Annotated in this window: 20 protein-coding genes, 2 tRNA genes and 1 pseudogene; 15 read left to right on the forward strand and 8 right to left on the reverse strand. The window is 66.0% G+C overall.

Annotation, left to right across the window (positions count from 1 at the left end):
- Positions 1–84 precede the first annotated feature (84 nt).
- Positions 85–498, forward strand: coding sequence for an MAPEG family protein (locus tag KBZ14_RS14305; protein ID WP_255119020.1), 414 nt, complete (start codon positions 85–87; stop codon positions 496–498).
- A gap of 13 nt (positions 499–511) precedes the next feature.
- Here KBZ14_RS14305 and KBZ14_RS14310 read toward each other — a convergent pair whose 3' ends face one another.
- The 3 genes from KBZ14_RS14310 to ebsA are packed head-to-tail and all read right to left on the reverse strand — an operon-like array spanning position 512 to position 2,577.
- Complete coding sequence (locus KBZ14_RS14310) at positions 512–1,024, reverse strand: DNA-protecting protein DprA (protein WP_255119021.1); 513 nt, start codon at positions 1,022–1,024, stop codon at positions 512–514.
- A 37-nt stretch (positions 1,025–1,061) separates the two neighbouring features.
- Entirely contained in the window at positions 1,062–2,165 is a 1,104-nt protein-coding gene (locus tag KBZ14_RS14315) for a phosphotransacetylase family protein (protein ID WP_255119022.1), read from the reverse strand.
- Between the two features lie 25 nt (positions 2,166–2,190).
- Positions 2,191–2,577, reverse strand: a complete 387-nt coding sequence (gene ebsA / locus KBZ14_RS14320; protein WP_255119023.1) for a type IV pilus biogenesis protein EbsA — start codon at positions 2,575–2,577, stop codon at positions 2,191–2,193.
- A gap of 57 nt (positions 2,578–2,634) precedes the next feature.
- Between ebsA and KBZ14_RS14325 the strand changes: the two genes are divergently transcribed.
- Complete coding sequence (locus KBZ14_RS14325) at positions 2,635–3,354, forward strand: SDR family NAD(P)-dependent oxidoreductase (protein WP_255119024.1); 720 nt, start codon at positions 2,635–2,637, stop codon at positions 3,352–3,354.
- A gap of 10 nt (positions 3,355–3,364) precedes the next feature.
- Here KBZ14_RS14325 and map read toward each other — a convergent pair whose 3' ends face one another.
- Entirely contained in the window at positions 3,365–4,231 is an 867-nt protein-coding gene (gene map, locus KBZ14_RS14330; protein WP_255119025.1) for a type I methionyl aminopeptidase, read from the reverse strand.
- Positions 4,232–4,295: 64 nt separating this feature from the next.
- Here map and KBZ14_RS14335 point away from each other — a divergent pair, with 64 nt between their 5' ends.
- The 6 genes from KBZ14_RS14335 (at position 4,296) to gltX (ending at position 7,409) form a co-directional block, all read left to right on the forward strand.
- Positions 4,296–4,601: a peptidase gene (locus KBZ14_RS14335; protein ID WP_255119026.1), complete on the forward strand. Its 306-nt coding sequence runs from the start codon at positions 4,296–4,298 to the stop codon at positions 4,599–4,601.
- 43 nt (positions 4,602–4,644) lie between these two features.
- Entirely contained in the window at positions 4,645–5,133 is a 489-nt protein-coding gene (rplS, locus tag KBZ14_RS14340) for a 50S ribosomal protein L19 (protein WP_255119027.1), read from the forward strand.
- Between the two features lie 105 nt (positions 5,134–5,238).
- A tRNA-Trp gene (locus tag KBZ14_RS14345) sits at positions 5,239–5,311 on the forward strand.
- A gap of 37 nt (positions 5,312–5,348) precedes the next feature.
- On the forward strand, positions 5,349–5,537 hold the full coding sequence (locus KBZ14_RS14350) for an SH3 domain-containing protein (protein ID WP_006043540.1): 189 nt from the start codon (positions 5,349–5,351) through the stop codon (positions 5,535–5,537).
- Positions 5,538–5,875: 338 nt separating this feature from the next.
- Positions 5,876–5,949, forward strand: a tRNA-Asp gene (locus KBZ14_RS14355).
- Between the two features lie 44 nt (positions 5,950–5,993).
- Entirely contained in the window at positions 5,994–7,409 is a 1,416-nt protein-coding gene (gene gltX / locus KBZ14_RS14360; protein ID WP_255119028.1) for a glutamate--tRNA ligase, read from the forward strand.
- On the opposite strand, the gene KBZ14_RS14365 is transcribed toward gltX, so the two are convergent.
- The 3 genes and pseudogenes from KBZ14_RS14365 to KBZ14_RS14375 all read right to left on the reverse strand — a co-directional run.
- Positions 7,406–8,626, reverse strand: coding sequence for a cation:proton antiporter domain-containing protein (locus KBZ14_RS14365; RefSeq protein ID WP_255119029.1), 1,221 nt, complete (start codon positions 8,624–8,626; stop codon positions 7,406–7,408). The two genes, gltX and KBZ14_RS14365, sit on opposite strands and share 4 nt — an antisense overlap.
- The gene (locus tag KBZ14_RS14370) at positions 8,623–8,865 is read right to left on the reverse strand and encodes a hypothetical protein (protein WP_255119030.1); all 243 of its coding nucleotides are present in this window, start codon (positions 8,863–8,865) and stop codon (positions 8,623–8,625) included. The genes KBZ14_RS14365 and KBZ14_RS14370 overlap by 4 nt, the downstream gene beginning before the upstream one ends.
- Positions 8,866–8,929: 64 nt before the next feature.
- Positions 8,930–9,238: pseudogene (locus KBZ14_RS14375) on the reverse strand (DUF1643 domain-containing protein); the annotation flags it as partial.
- Between the two features lie 37 nt (positions 9,239–9,275).
- On the opposite strand from KBZ14_RS14375, the gene KBZ14_RS14380 reads away from it, so the two are divergent.
- The 4 genes from KBZ14_RS14380 (at position 9,276) to polA (ending at position 13,447) form a co-directional block, all read left to right on the forward strand.
- Positions 9,276–9,674 (forward strand): nucleotidyltransferase domain-containing protein, encoded by a 399-nt coding sequence (locus KBZ14_RS14380; RefSeq protein WP_255119031.1) that lies wholly within the window; start codon positions 9,276–9,278, stop codon positions 9,672–9,674.
- Between the two features lie 25 nt (positions 9,675–9,699).
- Positions 9,700–10,023 carry a HEPN domain-containing protein gene (locus tag KBZ14_RS14385; protein ID WP_255119032.1) on the forward strand — a complete coding sequence of 108 codons (324 nt, stop codon included), beginning with the start codon at positions 9,700–9,702 and terminating at the stop codon, positions 10,021–10,023.
- A 5-nt stretch (positions 10,024–10,028) separates the two neighbouring features.
- Positions 10,029–10,325: a nucleotidyltransferase domain-containing protein gene (locus tag KBZ14_RS14390; RefSeq protein WP_255119033.1), complete on the forward strand. Its 297-nt coding sequence runs from the start codon at positions 10,029–10,031 to the stop codon at positions 10,323–10,325.
- A gap of 119 nt (positions 10,326–10,444) precedes the next feature.
- Positions 10,445–13,447 (forward strand): DNA polymerase I, encoded by a 3,003-nt coding sequence (polA, locus tag KBZ14_RS14395; RefSeq protein ID WP_255119034.1) that lies wholly within the window; start codon positions 10,445–10,447, stop codon positions 13,445–13,447.
- 13 nt (positions 13,448–13,460) lie between these two features.
- Here polA and KBZ14_RS14400 read toward each other — a convergent pair whose 3' ends face one another.
- On the reverse strand, positions 13,461–14,417 hold the full coding sequence (locus KBZ14_RS14400) for a hypothetical protein (RefSeq protein WP_255119035.1): 957 nt from the start codon (positions 14,415–14,417) through the stop codon (positions 13,461–13,463).
- A 514-nt stretch (positions 14,418–14,931) separates the two neighbouring features.
- On the opposite strand from KBZ14_RS14400, the gene KBZ14_RS14405 reads away from it, so the two are divergent.
- The 3 genes from KBZ14_RS14405 to KBZ14_RS14415 all read left to right on the forward strand — a co-directional run bounded on the left by KBZ14_RS14405 (position 14,932) and on the right by KBZ14_RS14415 (position 16,724).
- Positions 14,932–15,135, forward strand: a complete 204-nt coding sequence (locus tag KBZ14_RS14405) for a transposase (protein ID WP_255119036.1) — start codon at positions 14,932–14,934, stop codon at positions 15,133–15,135.
- A gap of 182 nt (positions 15,136–15,317) precedes the next feature.
- Complete coding sequence (locus KBZ14_RS14410) at positions 15,318–16,433, forward strand: hypothetical protein (RefSeq protein ID WP_255119037.1); 1,116 nt, start codon at positions 15,318–15,320, stop codon at positions 16,431–16,433.
- A gap of 54 nt (positions 16,434–16,487) precedes the next feature.
- Entirely contained in the window at positions 16,488–16,724 is a 237-nt protein-coding gene (locus KBZ14_RS14415) for a hypothetical protein (RefSeq protein WP_255119038.1), read from the forward strand.
- Positions 16,725–16,974 lie beyond the last annotated feature (250 nt).

The raw sequence follows: 16,974 nt of genomic DNA on the forward strand, positions 1-16,974 counted from the left end.
GGGCGGCGGGAAACAGGCAGCTGGGGCCAGCCTAGAAAAGGGCCCATCGCAGGCTTCAGACTGCTGCCCATTGCACCGTTTGTGATGTCTCCTGCCTTCGCGTGGTCGCTGCTGCTGGCTGGCGCTGTGGTGATCACCAGCGTGGTGCCCCTGGGGGCCGCCCGCTCCCAGGCGGACTTCAGCCTGGCCGACCTCTCCGCCCCGAGGGCCATGTTCGATCGCCTGCCGGCCTGGGGCAAGCGGGCCAGCTGGGCCCACCAGAACAGCTTCGAGGCCTTCAGCCTGCATGCCCCAGCCGCCCTGCTCTGCCTGGTAGCGGGTGTGGATGCCCCGGTGGCCATCGCAGCGGCCTGGCTGCACCCGCTGCTGCGGCTGGTCTACATCCCCGCCTATGTGGCCAATGTGCCGCCCCTGCGGGCTCTCTGCTGGGCCGCGGGCCTGCTCTGCAGCGGCCTGCTCTACGTGGAAGGCCTGAAGGCGATCCTCAGCCAGGCCTGAGCCGAAGGCTGGTTCAGTCGAAGAACATCAGGCTCACCACCTTGCCCATGTCCTCCGCGGCGCGACAGCTGGCCAGCAGGGTTTCACTGTCGTGGAAGGCGTAGCAGATCAGCTGGTCGCAACGGCTGATGATCTCCTGGTTGCAGAGGCTGCTGGCCATGGGCAGGGGCAGCTCATCGTGCTCGGGCTTCTCCACCAGATGCAGCACCCGCTCCAGCTGATCGCGGGATTCGGTGGGCTGGCGATCCAGGCTCTGGGGCAGCAACACGGTGAGGCGTGAGGGGTCCACATCGAGCACGCTGCGGATCACGGCAGCATTCACCCCCTGGGCACCGGAAGTGATCAGGTTGTGGCCCTCCTGGGCCAGGGAGCGGGCCACCAGCTCCACCAGGTGAACGGACACCACGGGCACGTGGCGGCTGCCCAGAATCGCAATCCGCCGCTTGCTTCGGTCTTGGAGCATCGCCAGCTCCTGGGCCAGCGTGTCAATCCGGTCGAGGGCCGGGAGATCTAGGGACCGGGTCAACGCAATCCCGCAGCCGATTTCCTGAAATTAGCAGTGCTCACGCGGGAACCGGCAGCTGCAGCTGGGTGTAAAGACGCTCAAAATCGCAGTGCTCCTCCACAAGCCGGAAGGCATAAGTGGCCTTCACCGATTCGTGAAGCCGCACATGGCCGAAGGTGCGCTCGATCACTTCCACGGTGGTGAGGGTGTCGTGCTCCACCTTGAGCAGGGGCACATCCAGTTCCTCGGCGCGGGAAATCAGCTGGGGCAGCGGCTCCCCCGCCCCCGTGAGGATGAGGCACTGGGTGGAGGCCTCCAGGGCCGCCAGCTGGATGTCGGTGCGATCGGCGCCGGTTACCACCGCCATGTTGCGGCGGCGGCGGAAGAACTCCATGGCGGAGTTCACGTTCATGGCGCCGATGGAGAGGGTTTCCACCAGCAGATCCAACCGTTCGCGACAGCAGAGCACGCGGGCATCAAGGCGGCGGGCCAGCTCCTCCACGGTCACGCTGCGCAGGAGCGGGCTGCGGGGCATCACCCCCAGCACCGGCAGCCCCAGGCGCTCCAGGGCGGGCACCACGTCCTGGCGCAGCTGCGGCAACGCCTCGGGGGGCACGCCGTTGAGCACCACACCGGCCAGCAAGGCACCCAGCTGAGCGCGGGCCTGGAGCAGGGCATCGGCACTACTGCAATCGGTCCAGGGATGCACCAGCACCACAGGAGCCTGCAGCTCCCGGGCCAGCTGGGGCAGGCTGAGGCCATAGAGCAAGCCCTCACTGATGCTGCCGGCCGCCTCCAGCAGGGTCACGCCCGGCCCGGCCGCCTGAAGCTGCTGTTGCAGGGCCTGAAAACCAGCGCCGGCCTGCAACTGGCCCTGCAGCAGCCGCTGGCGCGACTCCTCGGGCTGCAGCAAATGCACCGAAGGAATGAGTTGCTCAGGGGCCAAGCCCAGGATCTGGCCCACGAAACGCACGTCGTCGTCGATCAGGGGGCCATCGGCAGGCTCGGCGGTGGTGGCCAGGGGCTTACCGAAACGCACCACCACGCCCCGCTGCAGCAGCTGCCGCGCCAGGCCAAGCACCACGGCGGACTTGCCACTGAAGGCCTCACAGGAACCCACCAACAGGGCCTTAGCGGAGAGGGCTGAGCTGGCAGGGCCCATGCGCAGGGTGCTGGTGGGGCCGAATCTAGGCCGGAGCTGTTGGGGGGGTTGCCCCCAACAGCAACCACTGCCAGAAGCTGGCCGGCAGATCGGCGGAATGGCCGTCAGAACCGGCCTGGGCGCCACCCTGGGCCAGCCAATCCATCAGCCACTGCACCAGGTGATGGGTGGGCAAATCGAAGCGGTAGTGCACCTCCGGCGTGGCCGGGAAACGCAGCGTGCAGGCGCTCAACTCCAGCGGCGAAGGGGCGGCGGTCCAGGTGAGTTGGAAGCGATGGCCGCCCTCAGGCCGCAGGCGGCGATACCCCTCCAACGCGCCGCCGGCCAGAAGCTGCAGCGCCTGCTCGAGTTGCTCAGGCCGATTGGCCCCATCGCAATAGGGCGCGAACAGGGCCACCAGGGCGGCGGACATTCAACTCTGCCGTGCTCCCCCGAGAATGGCGCAAGCCGGCGCCATCGCCATCCCTCCATGCCCCAGAACGCCGGAGCCCTGCAGGGACGCACCGTGGCCGTGACCGGGGCGAGTGGCAGCCTGGGCCAGGCGCTTCTGCGGCTCTTACACCAGCAGGGGGCCCAGCTGGTGGCGCTCAGCAGCAGCCCGCAGTCTCTGCTGGCCACCCCGGGGGACGGCCAGGCGATCCCCCTGCAGCAGCTGAGCTGGCGCTGCGGCGAGGAGCAGGCCCTGGCGAAGGCGCTGGAGGCGGTGGACGTGCTGGTGATCAACCATGGCGTCAATGTGCATGGCAACCGCAGCCCCGAGGCGGTGCTGCAATCGCTGGAGGTGAACGCCCTCAGCAGCTGGCGCCTACTGGAGCTGTTCGCCGCGTTGCCCAGCGCCCCTGGCCGGTGCCGCGAGATCTGGGTGAACACCTCAGAAGCGGAGATCCAGGCCGCCGTGAGCCCCCTCTACGAGATCAGCAAACGGCTGCAAGGGCAGTTGCTGAGCCTGCGCAGCCTCGATCTCGCGGGTCCGCAGCTGCGCATCCGGCGGCTGGTGCTCGGCCCCTTCCGCTCCGCCCTCAATCCCATCGGGCTGATGAGCGCCGACTTTGTGGCCCGGGAGATCCTGCGGCAGGTGCAGTGGAATTGCGGCCTGGTGATCGTGACCCCGAACCCGCTCACCTACGTGTTGATGCCCTTGGCCACCCTCTCGCGCTGGCTCTACTTCCGGGCCCTCACCAAGGGCTGAAGCGCGCGGTTTAGAAGTCGCGGTCGGTGAGGATCTCGCAACCGTCAGTGGTGACGGCAATGGTGTGCTCCCACTGGGCCGACCAGCTGCCATCCACGGTCACCACGGTCCAGCGGTCCTTCAGGGTGCGGCAGGCCTTGCTGCCGGCATTGAGGATCGGCTCCACCGCCAGGGTCATGCCGGGGCGGAGCTTCATGTTGGGCAGCTCGCGGGTGCGGTAGTTGAACACCGAGGGTTCCTCGTGCAGGTTGCGGCCCACGCCGTGGCCCGTGTAGTCCTCCACCACCGCGAAGCCATGGGCTTCCACGTGATCTTGCACGGCACCGGCGATATCCAGCAGGGTGTTGCCGGCCTTGATCTTGGCCAGGCCCTGCATCAACGATTCCTGGGCCACCCGGCAGAGGGTCTGGGCCTCCTGGCTGGCCCCCTCACCCACACACAGGCTCACGCAGCTATCGCCGTGGTAACCATCGAAATAGGCCCCGGTATCGATCTTCACGAGGTCGCCGGCCTTGATCACCCGCTTGTTGCTCGGGATGCCGTGCACCACCTCGTTGTTGATCGAGGCACAGATGCTGGCGGGAAAACCGTGATACCCCTTGAAACTGGGGGTGGCACCCATCTCACGGATGCGCTTCTCGGCGTGGCGGTCAAGGTCGCCGGTGGTCATGCCCGGGGCCGCCATCTCCAGCAGTTCGCGCAGCACCGTGGCCACGATGCGGCTGGCCCGGCGCATGGTGTCGATTTCCCGGGCAGATTTGATCTCCACGCCCCGCCGACTCTTCTGGATCCGCGGCCCTGTCTGGGTGGCCACCGCCGCCGAGTCCTGGGCAGCGGCTTTGGTGGAGGCCGCCAGCAGATCGGCGAAGAGGTTCATCGGAGTGCACGCAAGCCCTTGAAATCAAGTTAGAACCTTGGCCCCTGGCTCTGCCTCCGCCGGCATGGCGCTCAACCTGGCCCAGATCCGCAAGGCCCACGCCGCCCTGGCCCCGCTTGTGCTTACCCCCGTGCTGCTCACGGTGCTGTCGGGGATGGGCTACCGGCTGCTGAAGGACTGGGGCGGCCTCGGGCGCGACCAGGTGCACTGGCTGATGGTGCTGCACGAGGGGGAGTGGCTGGGTCCGGTGGCCGAACCTCTCTATGTGCTGCTCAACGGCCTGGGACTGCTGTGGATGGTGGGCAGCGGCGCCCTGATGCTGAGCCAGCGCTGGGGACGAAAGGAGGGCCAGAAGGCGCCGGCACCCTGAGCCGGTACACTCGCTGTTTGGCCAGGCGTTTTTCGGAGCTGGGATGGCAGCGGAATCCAAGGACATGAACGAAGACATCAACGAAACCGCAGCCGAGGCACAGGCGGACACGGCCACCGCCGTTGCCGTGGAGGATGCCCCCAAGCAGGCAGCCACCAAGGCCACCACTGGCAAGCTGAGCGCCCATGAGCTGATGCGCGCCTTTGAGACCGAGCAGCTCAAGAGCGACCTGCCAGAGATCTACGTGGGCGACACCGTCCGGGTGGGCGTGCGCATCAGCGAGGGCAACAAGGAACGCATTCAGCCCTACGAGGGCGTGGTGATTGCCAAGCGCCACGGCGGTCTCAATGAGACCATCACCGTGCGTCGTATCTTCCAAGGGATCGGCGTGGAGCGTGTCTTCATGCTGCACAGTCCCCAAGTGGCTTCCGTGAAAGTGGAGCGCCGCGGTAAGGTGCGTCGAGCGAAGCTCTTCTATCTGCGCGACCGGGTGGGCAAAGCCACTCGCGTCAAGCAGCGCTTCGATCGCTGAGGCCTCCAGCCTCATTCCAAATCAGGCCGTTACGTTCATCGCAGCGGCCTGTCCGAACGATTCAGGTTTCCTCCTGATGACCTCGGCAGAGGGGACATCGGCCCTGCGCCGTTAGTTCAGTTGGTAGAACGCAGGTCTCCAAAACCTGATGTCGGGGGTTCAAGTCCTCCACGGCGCGTTCGATGTCCCTTCCCTGCAGTCTCTTGGTTCCGGACATGGAGTTGGATCTACAGCCCGGTGATGTGGTCAAGGTTCTCGAATCCGCAGCCCTCGGCTGGGTTCGTGCCCGGGTGATCCGCGTCAAATCTGGTGGTCGCGTGGTGGTTCAGAGCGACCAAGGTCGTGAGTTCACGGCCCGCGGCAACCAGGTGCGTTTGATCGAGCCCGCAGGCTTCCGTCCCTGAAGCCGTTTCGATGAGCCCACCGTGGGGCTCTGGCCAGCCCAATCCCCCGAGCCCGCCCCCACGGCGGGCTTTTTTGTTGGCAGCGGCTCGGGCAACGTGGCTGGGAGGGTCGCGATCACCAGGCCTGCTGGGTACTGATCCGGGAGGCTCTGCAGAAATGGTGCACCACGGTGCACCATTTCTGCAGAGTGCCAGCGCTACACACCAACAGCAGCAGCCTGCAACGGCAACGGCAACGAGTTGACGGAGGGCAGGGCGACAGCGGATACTTTTGAGGTCGCCGACGCGACACAGACGCGGCCCCAAAGCCCTGTCTGGAAGTGCCCTGAGCGCTTGGTGGGACTGTAGTTCAATCGGTTAGAGCACCGCCCTGTCACGGCGGAAGTTGCGGGTTCGAGCCCCGTCAGTCCCGTTTTCAAACCTTATGGAGCAAGCCCGGTGACTCAGGCTGGTCAGGTGCGCGTGCGTCTCGCCCCCAGCCCCACCGGCACATTGCACATCGGCACGGCCCGTACGGCGGTGTTCAACTGGCTGTTCGCCCGGCGCCACGGCGGCCAGTTCCTGCTGCGCATCGAGGACACCGATAAAGAGCGCAGCCAACAGGCCTTCACCGACAACATCCTGGAGGGCCTGCAGTGGTTGGGGTTGCACTGGGATGGCACCCCGGTGATCCAGAGCGAGCGCATCGCTGAGCATCGCGCCGCCATCCAGCAACTCCTGGATTCCGGCAAGGCCTACCGCTGCTACGCCACCGAAGCCGAGCTCACGGAGATGCGCGAGCGGCAGGCCGCGGAGAACAAGGCCCCCCGCTACGACAACCGCCACCGCGACCTCAGCCCCGAGCAGGAGCAGGCCTTCATCGCCGCAGGACGTGAGGCCACCGTGCGCTTCCGCATCGACGACAGCGCCAGCATCACCTGGACCGACCTGGTGCGCGGCGAGATGCGCTGGGCGGGCGCTGACCTAGGGGGCGACATGGTGATCGCCCGACGGGCCCCTGCCGATCAGATCGGCGACCCGCTCTACAACCTGGTGGTGGTGGTAGACGATGCCGCCATGGCCATCAGCCACGTGATCCGCGGCGAAGACCACATCGCCAACACCGCCAAGCAGCTGTTGCTCTACGAGGCCCTGGGTGTCCCCGCTCCGATCTTTGCCCACACCCCCCTGATCCTCAACCAAGAGGGCAAAAAACTCTCCAAGCGCGATGGCGTCACCTCCGTGAGCGATTTCCGCGCCCAGGGCTACACCGCTGAGGCCCTAGCCAACTACATGACGCTGCTGGGCTGGTCGCCACCGGAGGGTATGGGCGAGCGCTTCACGCTGGAGCAAGCCGCAACGGTGTTCGAGTTCAGCCGGGTGAACAAGGCCGGCGCCCGTTTCGATTGGGACAAGCTCAACTGGCTCAACAGCCAGGTGCTGCACGAGCGCGGCCCCGAGCAACTGCTGGCGGAACTGCAACCGCTGTGGGCAGCCCAGGGCTGGCCCGCCGCCCCCGCCGCCTGGCAGCAGCAACTCTGTGAACTGATCGGCCCCTCGCTCACGCTGCTGGCCGATGGCGTGGAGCAAGCCCGCCCCTTCTTTGAGCGGCCGGAGCTAAATGAGGCGGCCCTGCAGCAACTTCAGAGCGATGGGGCCCGTCCGGCCCTGCAGGCCCTGCTGGAGCTCTTGCCGGAGGGCGAGCTCACGGCAGACGTGGCCCAGGCCTTGCTGGGAGAAGCGGTGGCCGCCGCCGGTGTGAAGAAGGGGGTGCTGATGAAAAGCCTGCGGGCCGCGCTGCTGGGCAGCCTCCAAGGCCCCGACCTGCTCAGCACCTGGCTGCTCCTGCAACCCAGCGGTGAAGCCGCAGGTCGGATCCAGCGCAGCCTCTAGGCCTCACCCGGCGGCACCGGCTCCGCGAGGGGCTCCTGGGGCTGCACCAACCCCAGCGCTTGGGCCAGGAGCGGTGCCGTGAAGCCCTGGATGCCCACGGTGAGCAGAATCGTGAGGAACACCAGCCCCTTGAGGGCCCCAGCCCCGGCGATGCCGGCGGCCTGGAGTTCGATGGCAAACAAACTCGCCACTGCGGCCGTCACGATGCCGCGGGGGGCGATCCAGCTGAGCATCAGCTTGTCGCGCCAGCCCAGGGAGGCCAGGCCAAGGCCACCGGCCTGGATCACCAGCCAGCGGTAGAGCATCAGGACCAGCACACAGGCCACCCCGCCCCAGCCCAGGGGGCTAAGTTCGCTCCACGACAAATCCGCCGCCAGCAACGGGAACAGCACCGTGATGGCCAGCTGGGCCAACTGGCTGATCAGCGCATCGAGCTGGCTAGCCTCCTGATCGAGCCGCAGGCCCACCACCACACCGGCACTCACGGCGGCGGGGAAGCCGGCCTCCGGCAACAGCGCCTGGGCACCGCTCACCAACACGAACAACACCCCCAGGCTGAGCTGCAGCTTGAGGGCATCGGCATCCGCCGGCAGGCGCCGCAGCACCTCCACCAACACCCAGCCCCCGAGCCCGCCGATCACCACGCCACCGCCCAGCCGCATCGCCAACAGCAGGGCCACGTCGTTCCAGCCGGCCAGATCCCCCAGGGCCAGCTGCAGCAGCAACAGGGCCAACACCGCACCGGCCGGCTCCAGGATCAGGCCTTCGGCCTCCAGTACCTGGCCCAGGCCCGGCAGCAAGCGCATCTGCTGCACCATCGGCGTCACCACCGTGGGGCCGGTGGCCAGGGCAATGGCACCGAACACCCAGGCCAGGGGCCAGGACAAGCCGGCCAACTGATGGGCCAGCCAGGCACCACCCACCAACCCCAGCGCCCCGCGCACCAGCACCAGCTGCACCACGGTGCGCTGCAGGTCGCGGCCGGCAAGGCGCAAGTTGAGGCCGCCATCGAACAGCACCAGGCTCACTAGCAGCCCCACCAGGGGGTCCAGGCCCCGCCCGAGGGATTCCGGCTGCACCAGATCGAAGCCCGCATGGCCGATCAACAGCCCGGTGGCCAACAGCAGCACCACCGCCGGCAGGCCACTGAGGCGGGCCAGCAACTGGGCGATCGCCCCGGCAAAGAAGGCCTCACCCCAGAGCAGTTCCAGATTCAATCGTGAAGGGCACCGTAGATCGGCTCCACTCTGATTCCCAGCACCGCACTGGGCCGCAGCACCAGATACTCCGCCTCAAGGTCGGTGATCGGCACGTTGATGAAGGCATCGGCGGGGCCGACATTGAGCACCGTGCCATACCACTGCTGAAACGCATCGAGGCTGGGGAAGTGCACCACCTGGCTGTGGCCACCGGCCAGCAGCAGGTGGATGGCATAGCGGCTGGGGGTGCGGGCCATGGGCGGGCAGGGCGTGCGGGTTAAGGATGGCCCCAGCGCTGCGGCAACGCATCCCCCGCCAGGCCCCGCCGTTGCCCCAGCCCAGCCACAGGCCTGCACCGGCGCTGCCGGCCAGCAGCTGCAGCCGCTGCTCCAACCAGCGATCGTTCTCGCTCCCCACGGGATCGGTACTGCGCCGCAGGGCCGCGGGGCTGGCGGCAATGCGAGCAAAGCCCTACAACCGCCGCAGGGTGGGGTCGTCGCGCTGGGCTGTTGCCAGTGATGGATTGAGGCCAATGAGGAGCACCACCGGTGCCGCGGGATCCCAGCAGCGCGCCAGCCACCAGCGGTAGTGACGGCAGGAGCTGAAGGCGGCTTGGCGGTTCTCGCCCATGGGGTCCAGGCTGGCAGAACCGCCTTAGCCTGTGCTGATGGCTCAGGCTCCATCGCTGCCCTGGCTGGCCCCCCAGCCCCTGCCGGCCGAGTTGGACCTGGGGCCAGGCCTGAATGCCGGTCAACTGTTGGAGGGCCTCAGGAGCCTGTGCGCCCATCCGGATCTGAAAGCCCTGGTGGCCTTTGGCTCCCGAGCCCGGGGGGACGCCGATGCCGAATCCGATCTGGATCTGCTGGCCATCAGCCGCCAGGACAGCCTCACACCCCAGCAAAAACTGAACAGCTGGCGGGATCTGCGCGCCAGCCTCGGGCTCCAGAGCCCCGGGGTGGACCTGCTGGTGGTGGGTGCGGCCGACGCCGCAAGGCTGGCAGGGTCGCGCTGGCACGTGGTGGCCGATGCCGCCCGTGAAGGGAAGGTGCTCTATGTCGCCAGCTGAGGATGCAGGCCTGCTGCTGAGCATCGTGCGCCGTCATCTCGTGGCGCTGCGGCTGGGGCTGGATCCGGTCTTCCCCGCTGAAGACTGGGGCTTCACCGCCCAACAGGCCCTGGAAAAACTGCTGAAAGCCCAGATCGTGCTGGCCGATCGCGATCCACCGCGCCGGCATGACCTGGGTGAATTGGCGGCATTGGCAGGGGCACAGATGAGGCCGGAACTGCTGGAGCTGCAGGTGTTCGCCGTGGAAGCGCGCTACGAGGAGGGCCCCTTCGCCCTGCCTGCCGAGCGCGCCTGGATCCTGACTGAACTGGAACTCCTGCTCACGGCCATGGAGGGCCGCCTAGCCTGAACTCCATGCCAACCCTGGCCGCGATCCCTGAGCAGCGCCGCAAGGCGCGCCTGGCTGATCTCAGGCATGGGGTGGTGGCGGCGGTAGCGGGGCAGCCGAACACCGAGGTGTGGCTGTTCGGCTCGTTGGCCCGCGGCGACTGGAATGCCTACTCAGACGTGGACCTGCTGGCCATTGGCCCCAGCGAGCCTGCGGCCGAAGCCCTGGCCGATGCCCTGCCCTCGGCCCATCTCGGCGACGACGTGCTGCCGCTCACCCATGAACGGTGGCACGAGCTGCGCAGCTCTGAACACCCCTACTAGCGGGCGATCGGCGCGGCCGCCCTCCGCGTGGATCAGCCGTGACGCCCCAGGCAGCTAATGCCGTGGTGCTGGTGGCCGCAAGAGGTCTGGCAGGCTAGGGCCACTGAAGCAATTCCCACGTGGCGGCGGCGCAAACCGGCAGCACCAAGCCCCTGCTGCTGCTGGTGGATGGCCACTCGCTGGCCTTTCGAAGCTTTTATGCCTTCTCCAAGGGCGGCGAAGGGGGGCTGAGCACCAAGGAAGGGGTGCCCACCTCGGTGACCTACGGCTTCCTCAAGGCCCTGCTCGACAACTGCAAGGGCCTTACCCCCCAGGGGGTGGTGATCGCCTTCGACACGGCCGAACCCACCTTCCGCCATGAGGCCGATGAGGCCTACAAGGCCCACCGGGATGTGGCGCCGGAGCACTTCTTTCAAGATCTGGGCAATCTGCAGCAGATCCTGGAGGAGAGCCTCGATCTGCCCCTGTGCATGGCACCGGGCTACGAGGCCGACGACGTGCTCGGCACCCTGGCCAATCGCGCCGCCAACCAGGGCTGGGGGGTGCGCATCCTCTCGGGCGACCGCGACCTGTTCCAACTGGTGGACGACGAGCGCGACATCGCGGTGCTCTACATGGGTGGTGGACCCTATGCCAAGAGCAGCGGCCCGGTGGAGATCCGCCGCGAGGGAGTGCTGGCGAAGTTGGGGGTCACCCCGGAGGAGGTGGTGGACCTCAAGGCCCTCACCGGCGACACCAGCGACAACATTCCCGGGGTGAAGGGCGTGGGTCCGAAAACCGCCATCAACCTGCTGCAGGCCTACGGCGATCTCGACCAGGTGTACGCGGCGGTGGAGCAACTGGAGGGGGCCGGCCCCAAGGCGAAGGATCCCAAGGGGGTGATCAAGGGGGCCCTGCTGGGCAAGCTCAGCAGCGACCGGGAGAACGCCTACCGATCCCGGATGCTGGCGGAAATCCTGGTGGACATCCCCCTGCCCCGCGAGCCACGGCTTGAGCTGGGCGAGGTGAAGAGCGAAGCCCTGGCCGGCAGCCTCGAGGAACTGGAACTGTTCAGCCTGCGGCGCCAGGTGGCCAACTTTGCCCAGGTGTTCTCCGCCCATCCATCGGAAACAAGCAGAGGCGGGGGGGAACCAGTTGCCGCGGCGCCTGCAGAAATGGTGCACCGCGGTGCACCATTTCCGGACAGTGCTGCCAGCACAGGCACACCGCCTCGGAGCGGCGGCATCGACAACGCCCCGCCGGCCCTGCAGCCCGAGCTGATCAGCACGGCCGAGCAACTGGCCGGGCTGGTGGAACGGCTATGGGCTGCCTGCGATCCCGCCGCCCCGATCGCCCTGGACACGGAAACCACGGCCCTGAACCCGTTCCAGGCGGAACTGGTGGGCATCGGGTTGTGCTGGGGAGAAGGCCTGGCCGATCTGGCCTACATCCCCATCGGCCACCAGGCGGAACTCACCGACCTGCCACAGCTGCCCCTGGATGAGGTGCTCACGGCCCTGGCCCCCTGGCTGGGAAGTGCACAGCACCCCAAAACCCTGCAAAACGCCAAATACGACCGGCTGATCCTGCTGCGCCATGGCCTGCCCCTAGAGGGGGTGGTGATGGACACGCTGCTGGCGGACTACCTGCGCGATGCCAACGCCAAGCACGGGCTGGAGGTGATGGCCCAGCGCAACTTCGGCTATCTGCCCACCAGCTATGGCGAGCTGGTGCCCAAGGGCGCCACCTTTGCCGCTGTGCCGATCCCACAGGCCGCCCTCTATTGCGGCATGGACGTGCATGTGACGTGGCGCCTCACGGGGCTGTTGCGGGGCCAGTTAGCGGAGCTGGGGCCGGCCCTGCCCAAGCTGCTGGAGCAGGTGGAGCTGCCGCTGGAGCCGGTGCTCGCGCTGATGGAAGCCACCGGCATCCGCATTGATACGGCCTACCTGGGGGAACTCAGCCAGGAGCTGGCCCACACCCTGGAGCGCCTGGAGAGCGAGGCCAAAACCGCCGCCGGGGTGGAGTTCAACCTGGCCTCCCCCAAGCAACTGGGGGAACTGCTGTTCGACACCCTCGGGCTCGACCGCAAGAAATCCCGCAAGACCAAAACCGGCTGGAGCACCGATGCGGCAGTGCTCGAAAAGCTGGAGGAGGCCCACCCGGTGGTGCCGCTGGTGCTGGAGCACCGCACCCTCAGCAAGCTCAAGGGCACCTATGTGGATGCGCTGCCAGCGCTGATGGAGCCGGAAACAGGCCGTGTGCACACCGATTTCAACCAGGCCGTGACGGCCACCGGCCGGCTGAGCAGCAGCAATCCCAACCTGCAGAACATCCCCATCCGCACCGAGTTTTCACGGCGGATCCGCAAGGCCTTCCTGCCGGAAGCGGGCTGGCAGCTGATCAGCGCCGACTACTCCCAGATCGAACTGCGCATCCTCACCCACCTCAGTGGCGAAGAGGTGCTGGTGGAGGCGTATCGCACGGGCGACGACGTGCACGCCCTCACCGCCCGCCTGCTGCTGGACCGGGAGCCCGGCGCCCCGGTGAGCGCCGACGAGCGCCGCCTGGGCAAAACGATCAACTTCGGGGTGATCTACGGCATGGGAGCCCAGCGCTTCGCGCGGGAAACAGGCGTGAGCCAGGCCCAGGCCAAGGAATTTCTAAGCAAGTACAAGCAGCGCTACCCCAAGGTGTTCGCCTTCCTGGAGCTGCAGGAGCGGCTGGCCCTGAGCCGGGGCTACGTGGAAACGATCCTGGGGCGGCGGCGCCCGTTTGCGTTTGATCCTGGGGGCCTGGGCCGCTACCTGGGCAAAGATCCCCTGGAGATCGATCTGGAGGTGGCCCGCCGCGGTGGCATGGAAGCCCAGCAGCTGCGGGCGGCTGCCAATGCGCCAATCCAGGGCTCCAGCGCCGACATCATCAAGCTGGCCATGGTGCAACTCCACCACCAGCTGGCGGCCAGCGGCCTACCGGCCCGGCTACTGCTGCAGGTGCACGACGAACTGGTCTTGGAAGCAGCTCCGGAAGCCCTGGAGGAGGCGCTGGCGCTGACGCGTGAAACCATGGAGCACGCCGTCGAGCTGGCTGTCCCCCTCGTGGTGGAGACCGGCGTCGGCGCCAACTGGATGGACGCGAAATAAACCGATCAGGCCATCAATGCACCCACTCGGTCTCCCGGCAATGCCCAAGCGGCGACGCGCGAAGCAGTTCAGAGAGCTGTTGGAAGGCAAAGGCGAAACAGGGATCACCAACCACCTCGCGATGGCCGATCACAGCAATCACCTCTGTGAGGTCTAGCTCATAGGGCAGTGGCAGCAACTGCCAACGCTGCTCCAACTCAGCCAAACGATGGGCCGGCCCATAAGACAACGTGTTCCCATCGCGCGACGCACCCTCCCAACGGTTCACGTCGTAGTTGCTGCCGCCATACGGCGTGCTGGCCAAGCCATGGGCCTGGAGAGCATTCGTGAGCATTGGAGCCGCACCAAGCGGCAGAGATGGAGATGGGTAACAGGCGAGATCATCAGCAGAAAGGCTGGAGCGAGCGAATAACGGATGATCACGGTGCGCTACCACATGAAGGGGTGAGCGAAACAATGGAACACATTGCAGCGTCTGCCCGATCGCGATCCGTCCAGGGCCAAGACGATGCAACGGCTCTTCAATCAGCGACTGATATTCAAACAAGCCACCAACCCAAAGATCGAGGAGTCGGCCATCTAGAAGCGATAGCGCATGCCCCGCATTCATCGAGGAGAGGGGGAGCAAACGCCATCCACTGGGCAACGACGGCAGCGAAAAGAGCCAATTCAAGACAATTCTGAACTGCCGACGCCGCGTCCTGATTTTCTGTGCGGCTGTTCGCAGGGTCAACAGCACATCGTGATTACTCTGAGCGATATAGGATCCGTCTACACGATCAAAGTCGATCCCCAGCACCTCACCAAAGGCACGATACCGACGCGAGCAGCTGCTTTGGCTCAGGCCGAGAAGATCGGCAACCTTAGTCGTACTACCGAAGAGCTCGAGGTAGTCGACAATATCGAGATCATCAAAGAGCGCCTCACCTAGAACCATCTCGACGCCCAGAGGGCCCAGCCCCTTTTGCACTTACCAAACGTAACGCAGACCCGAACGAGATCTCAATTAGCCGACCTTTCCATGCACAATCCGCATACGCGCAGCGGCCGGTCTATGCAGTTCATACATATTTGATGTCACAAGCTCACTCGTACCCAGGAGAGACATTTCTCTATGCGAGTTACAATTAGGAAGTGCGCTTGCGGCTGGGCCGGTAAAGGTTCAATAAGCTCGACCCAAGCTGCTGCCCCTTTTCGATTGGCTTTGTGATGGGCTGGCTCATTCAGGCGGGATCAGGACTCCTCGGGTGGCTGCTGCTCGCCAACGGGATGGTTTGGGCCCAGGCGCCCGGCAGCCTCAACCCTGGCCTGCAGCTGCAGCAACAGTGCCTGCGTCCCGCCAGCAGGTGTGATTCCCTTGGGACCTCAACCCCGGCGTAGCCGGGGTTGAGCGCGCGCCTAAGTGACCTGGACCAGCGGCTGGCGTTGCAAGGGCTGGGCAGGCCCATGACCCTGGTTTGAGAACCACCTCAACCAGACGAACTGTGGCCAAGATTGATTCTGGTGCCTCTGCACTGGCGCGGCTAGTGGATGGCAGCAGTGCCGGTGAGCTAATCCCGGAACTGGTGCGCCGCGTCCTGCAGCAGGTGGGCTACATCGGCCTGCACATCCCCAAACTCCGGTCGGGCAGCTATCTGTCCTCGATCCTGGAGCCGCACCGCCGCACTGACTACTCGAGACAAGTCTGAGAACCCTTTCAACAGCATGGGCCTCAGTCAATGAGGTGGGCAGGGAGTCATGGGAGCTTCGAGCTGCGAAACCAATCCAATCCCCAGTGGATACGTAGACCCGGCTCCGTCGTGAGCTGATCGGCCTCCTGCATCAACCCAGAACCTTCTGCGACCAATGCCACCAGGTGCTGCTGGGGTGGATGGTCGCCGGGCTGCTGCTCAGCCAGACCGCCTGTTCCAACCGCTGGATCACCGTGCTGCCTCTGGGCCACTGCCTGGCTGCCAACTATCAGCGCTGGCTGAGCAACAGCCGCATCGACGTTGAGGCGCTCTATGGCCCCATGGTGCTGTGGGCGATCCAGCACTTGCAAAAGCCAGGCCAGGCCATGCATCAGGCGCACTACACCACGATGCTATGGAACCGCGGCTGCATAGTGGTGATCTCGGTGATCTGCAACGGCCGGGCGATGCCGCTGCCGTGGAAAGCACGGGATCAGCCCAGTGCCAGCGTCAGCGCGTCGGTTTCGATCGCCTTGCTGGAAAAGGCGGAGCAGCTCCTGATCGGATTCGGGGCCATCACACTCCTGGCCGATCGCGCGTTTCCCTATGATTTACCGGTGGCCTGGTTCGCCGCCAGGTCCCGTTGGAGCTACGTCATGCGTCTGCGCGGCGGCACTGAGATCCATGGCACCGCAGCGCCTCTCGGTTGCCAGGTGCGCCGATTGCATCTCCAGCGCGGTGAATGCCGTGGCTTCCGCAATGTGCGGCTCTGGGCTGATGGCACTCAGACGGTGAATATGGTGCTCCCCCATCCCACCGGGCTGCCGGTGGAGGAGCCCTGGATCCTGATCAGCAGCGCTGAGCCCTCGCTGGATCTGGTCTGGAGCTACGCCCAGCGGTTCTGGTGTGAGCAGCTGTTCAGGGACCAGAAATCCGGGGTGTTCCAGCTGGAGAGCAGCGGCCTGCGGGAACCGGAGCGGATTGATCGGCTGCTGCTCGTGGTCGTGATCGCTGTCTTGGTGGGCAGTCTCCAGGGTTATACTCTCAGCCTGGCGGGCCTCAGGCGGCAGGTGGATCCGCATTGGAAACGCGGCATGAGCTTTCTATGGATTGGCCTGGCCGCACTGCAGATGGCGGTGGCTGATGTCACGGCCAGGTTGATGGCATGGCTACCGATCCCCATCCACGAGCTAGAGCCCTGCATTCTCAGCCGTAAGGCCAGTAGAAGGCATGCGCAGGCCTGGTTCTCCAGGGTTGAGCTGCCGCCGCGACCGCGATCAGCGACCGATCACACGCCGCTGCTGGTAGTCACATGATTCGCACGGCTGAGATGTGTCGGGCAGCCAGGCGCCTAGGTCGTCGTTGCGCTGTTGAAGCGGGCCGATCAGCTGCTGTCAGTGTTTGCCGCCATCACCCTGCTGGCTGATGGTGCCTTCCCCAGTGCCGAGCTGTTGGGCTGGTTCGACGCACGTCCTCGCTGGCGCTATGTGATGCGGCTGTGGGCTGATACCTGGATCCAAGAGACCGCAGCTCCGATGGGCTGCAAGGTCCGACGCCTGAACTTGCCACGCGGGCACTGCCGGGGCTTCCGAGATGTGCAGCTCTAGAGCAAGGGCAGCAGGCGGGCCAACCTGCTGCTGGGTTGACGTGGACCCGCTGGTGGTGCTCGTGGTGTCGGCTGCCGGGTGGCTCAGTTTTCGTGTCGCCTCTGGCTCAGTTTTCGCTGTCGCCTAAGGAATCTCTGGACAAACGGGTCTTGATCCGTTCGCGGGACGCAGCAACTCTGCTTTCACCGTGATTTTTCTGTGCGGGCTCCTTCTGGTAGACGTTGTCCCCATGCTCAGCGACCTTGGGCTG

Origin of the sequence: Synechococcus sp. HJ21-Hayes, from assembly GCF_024345835.1 — a bacterium.
In the GTDB taxonomy this organism is placed as follows: Bacteria; Cyanobacteriota; Cyanobacteriia; order PCC-6307; family Cyanobiaceae; genus Vulcanococcus.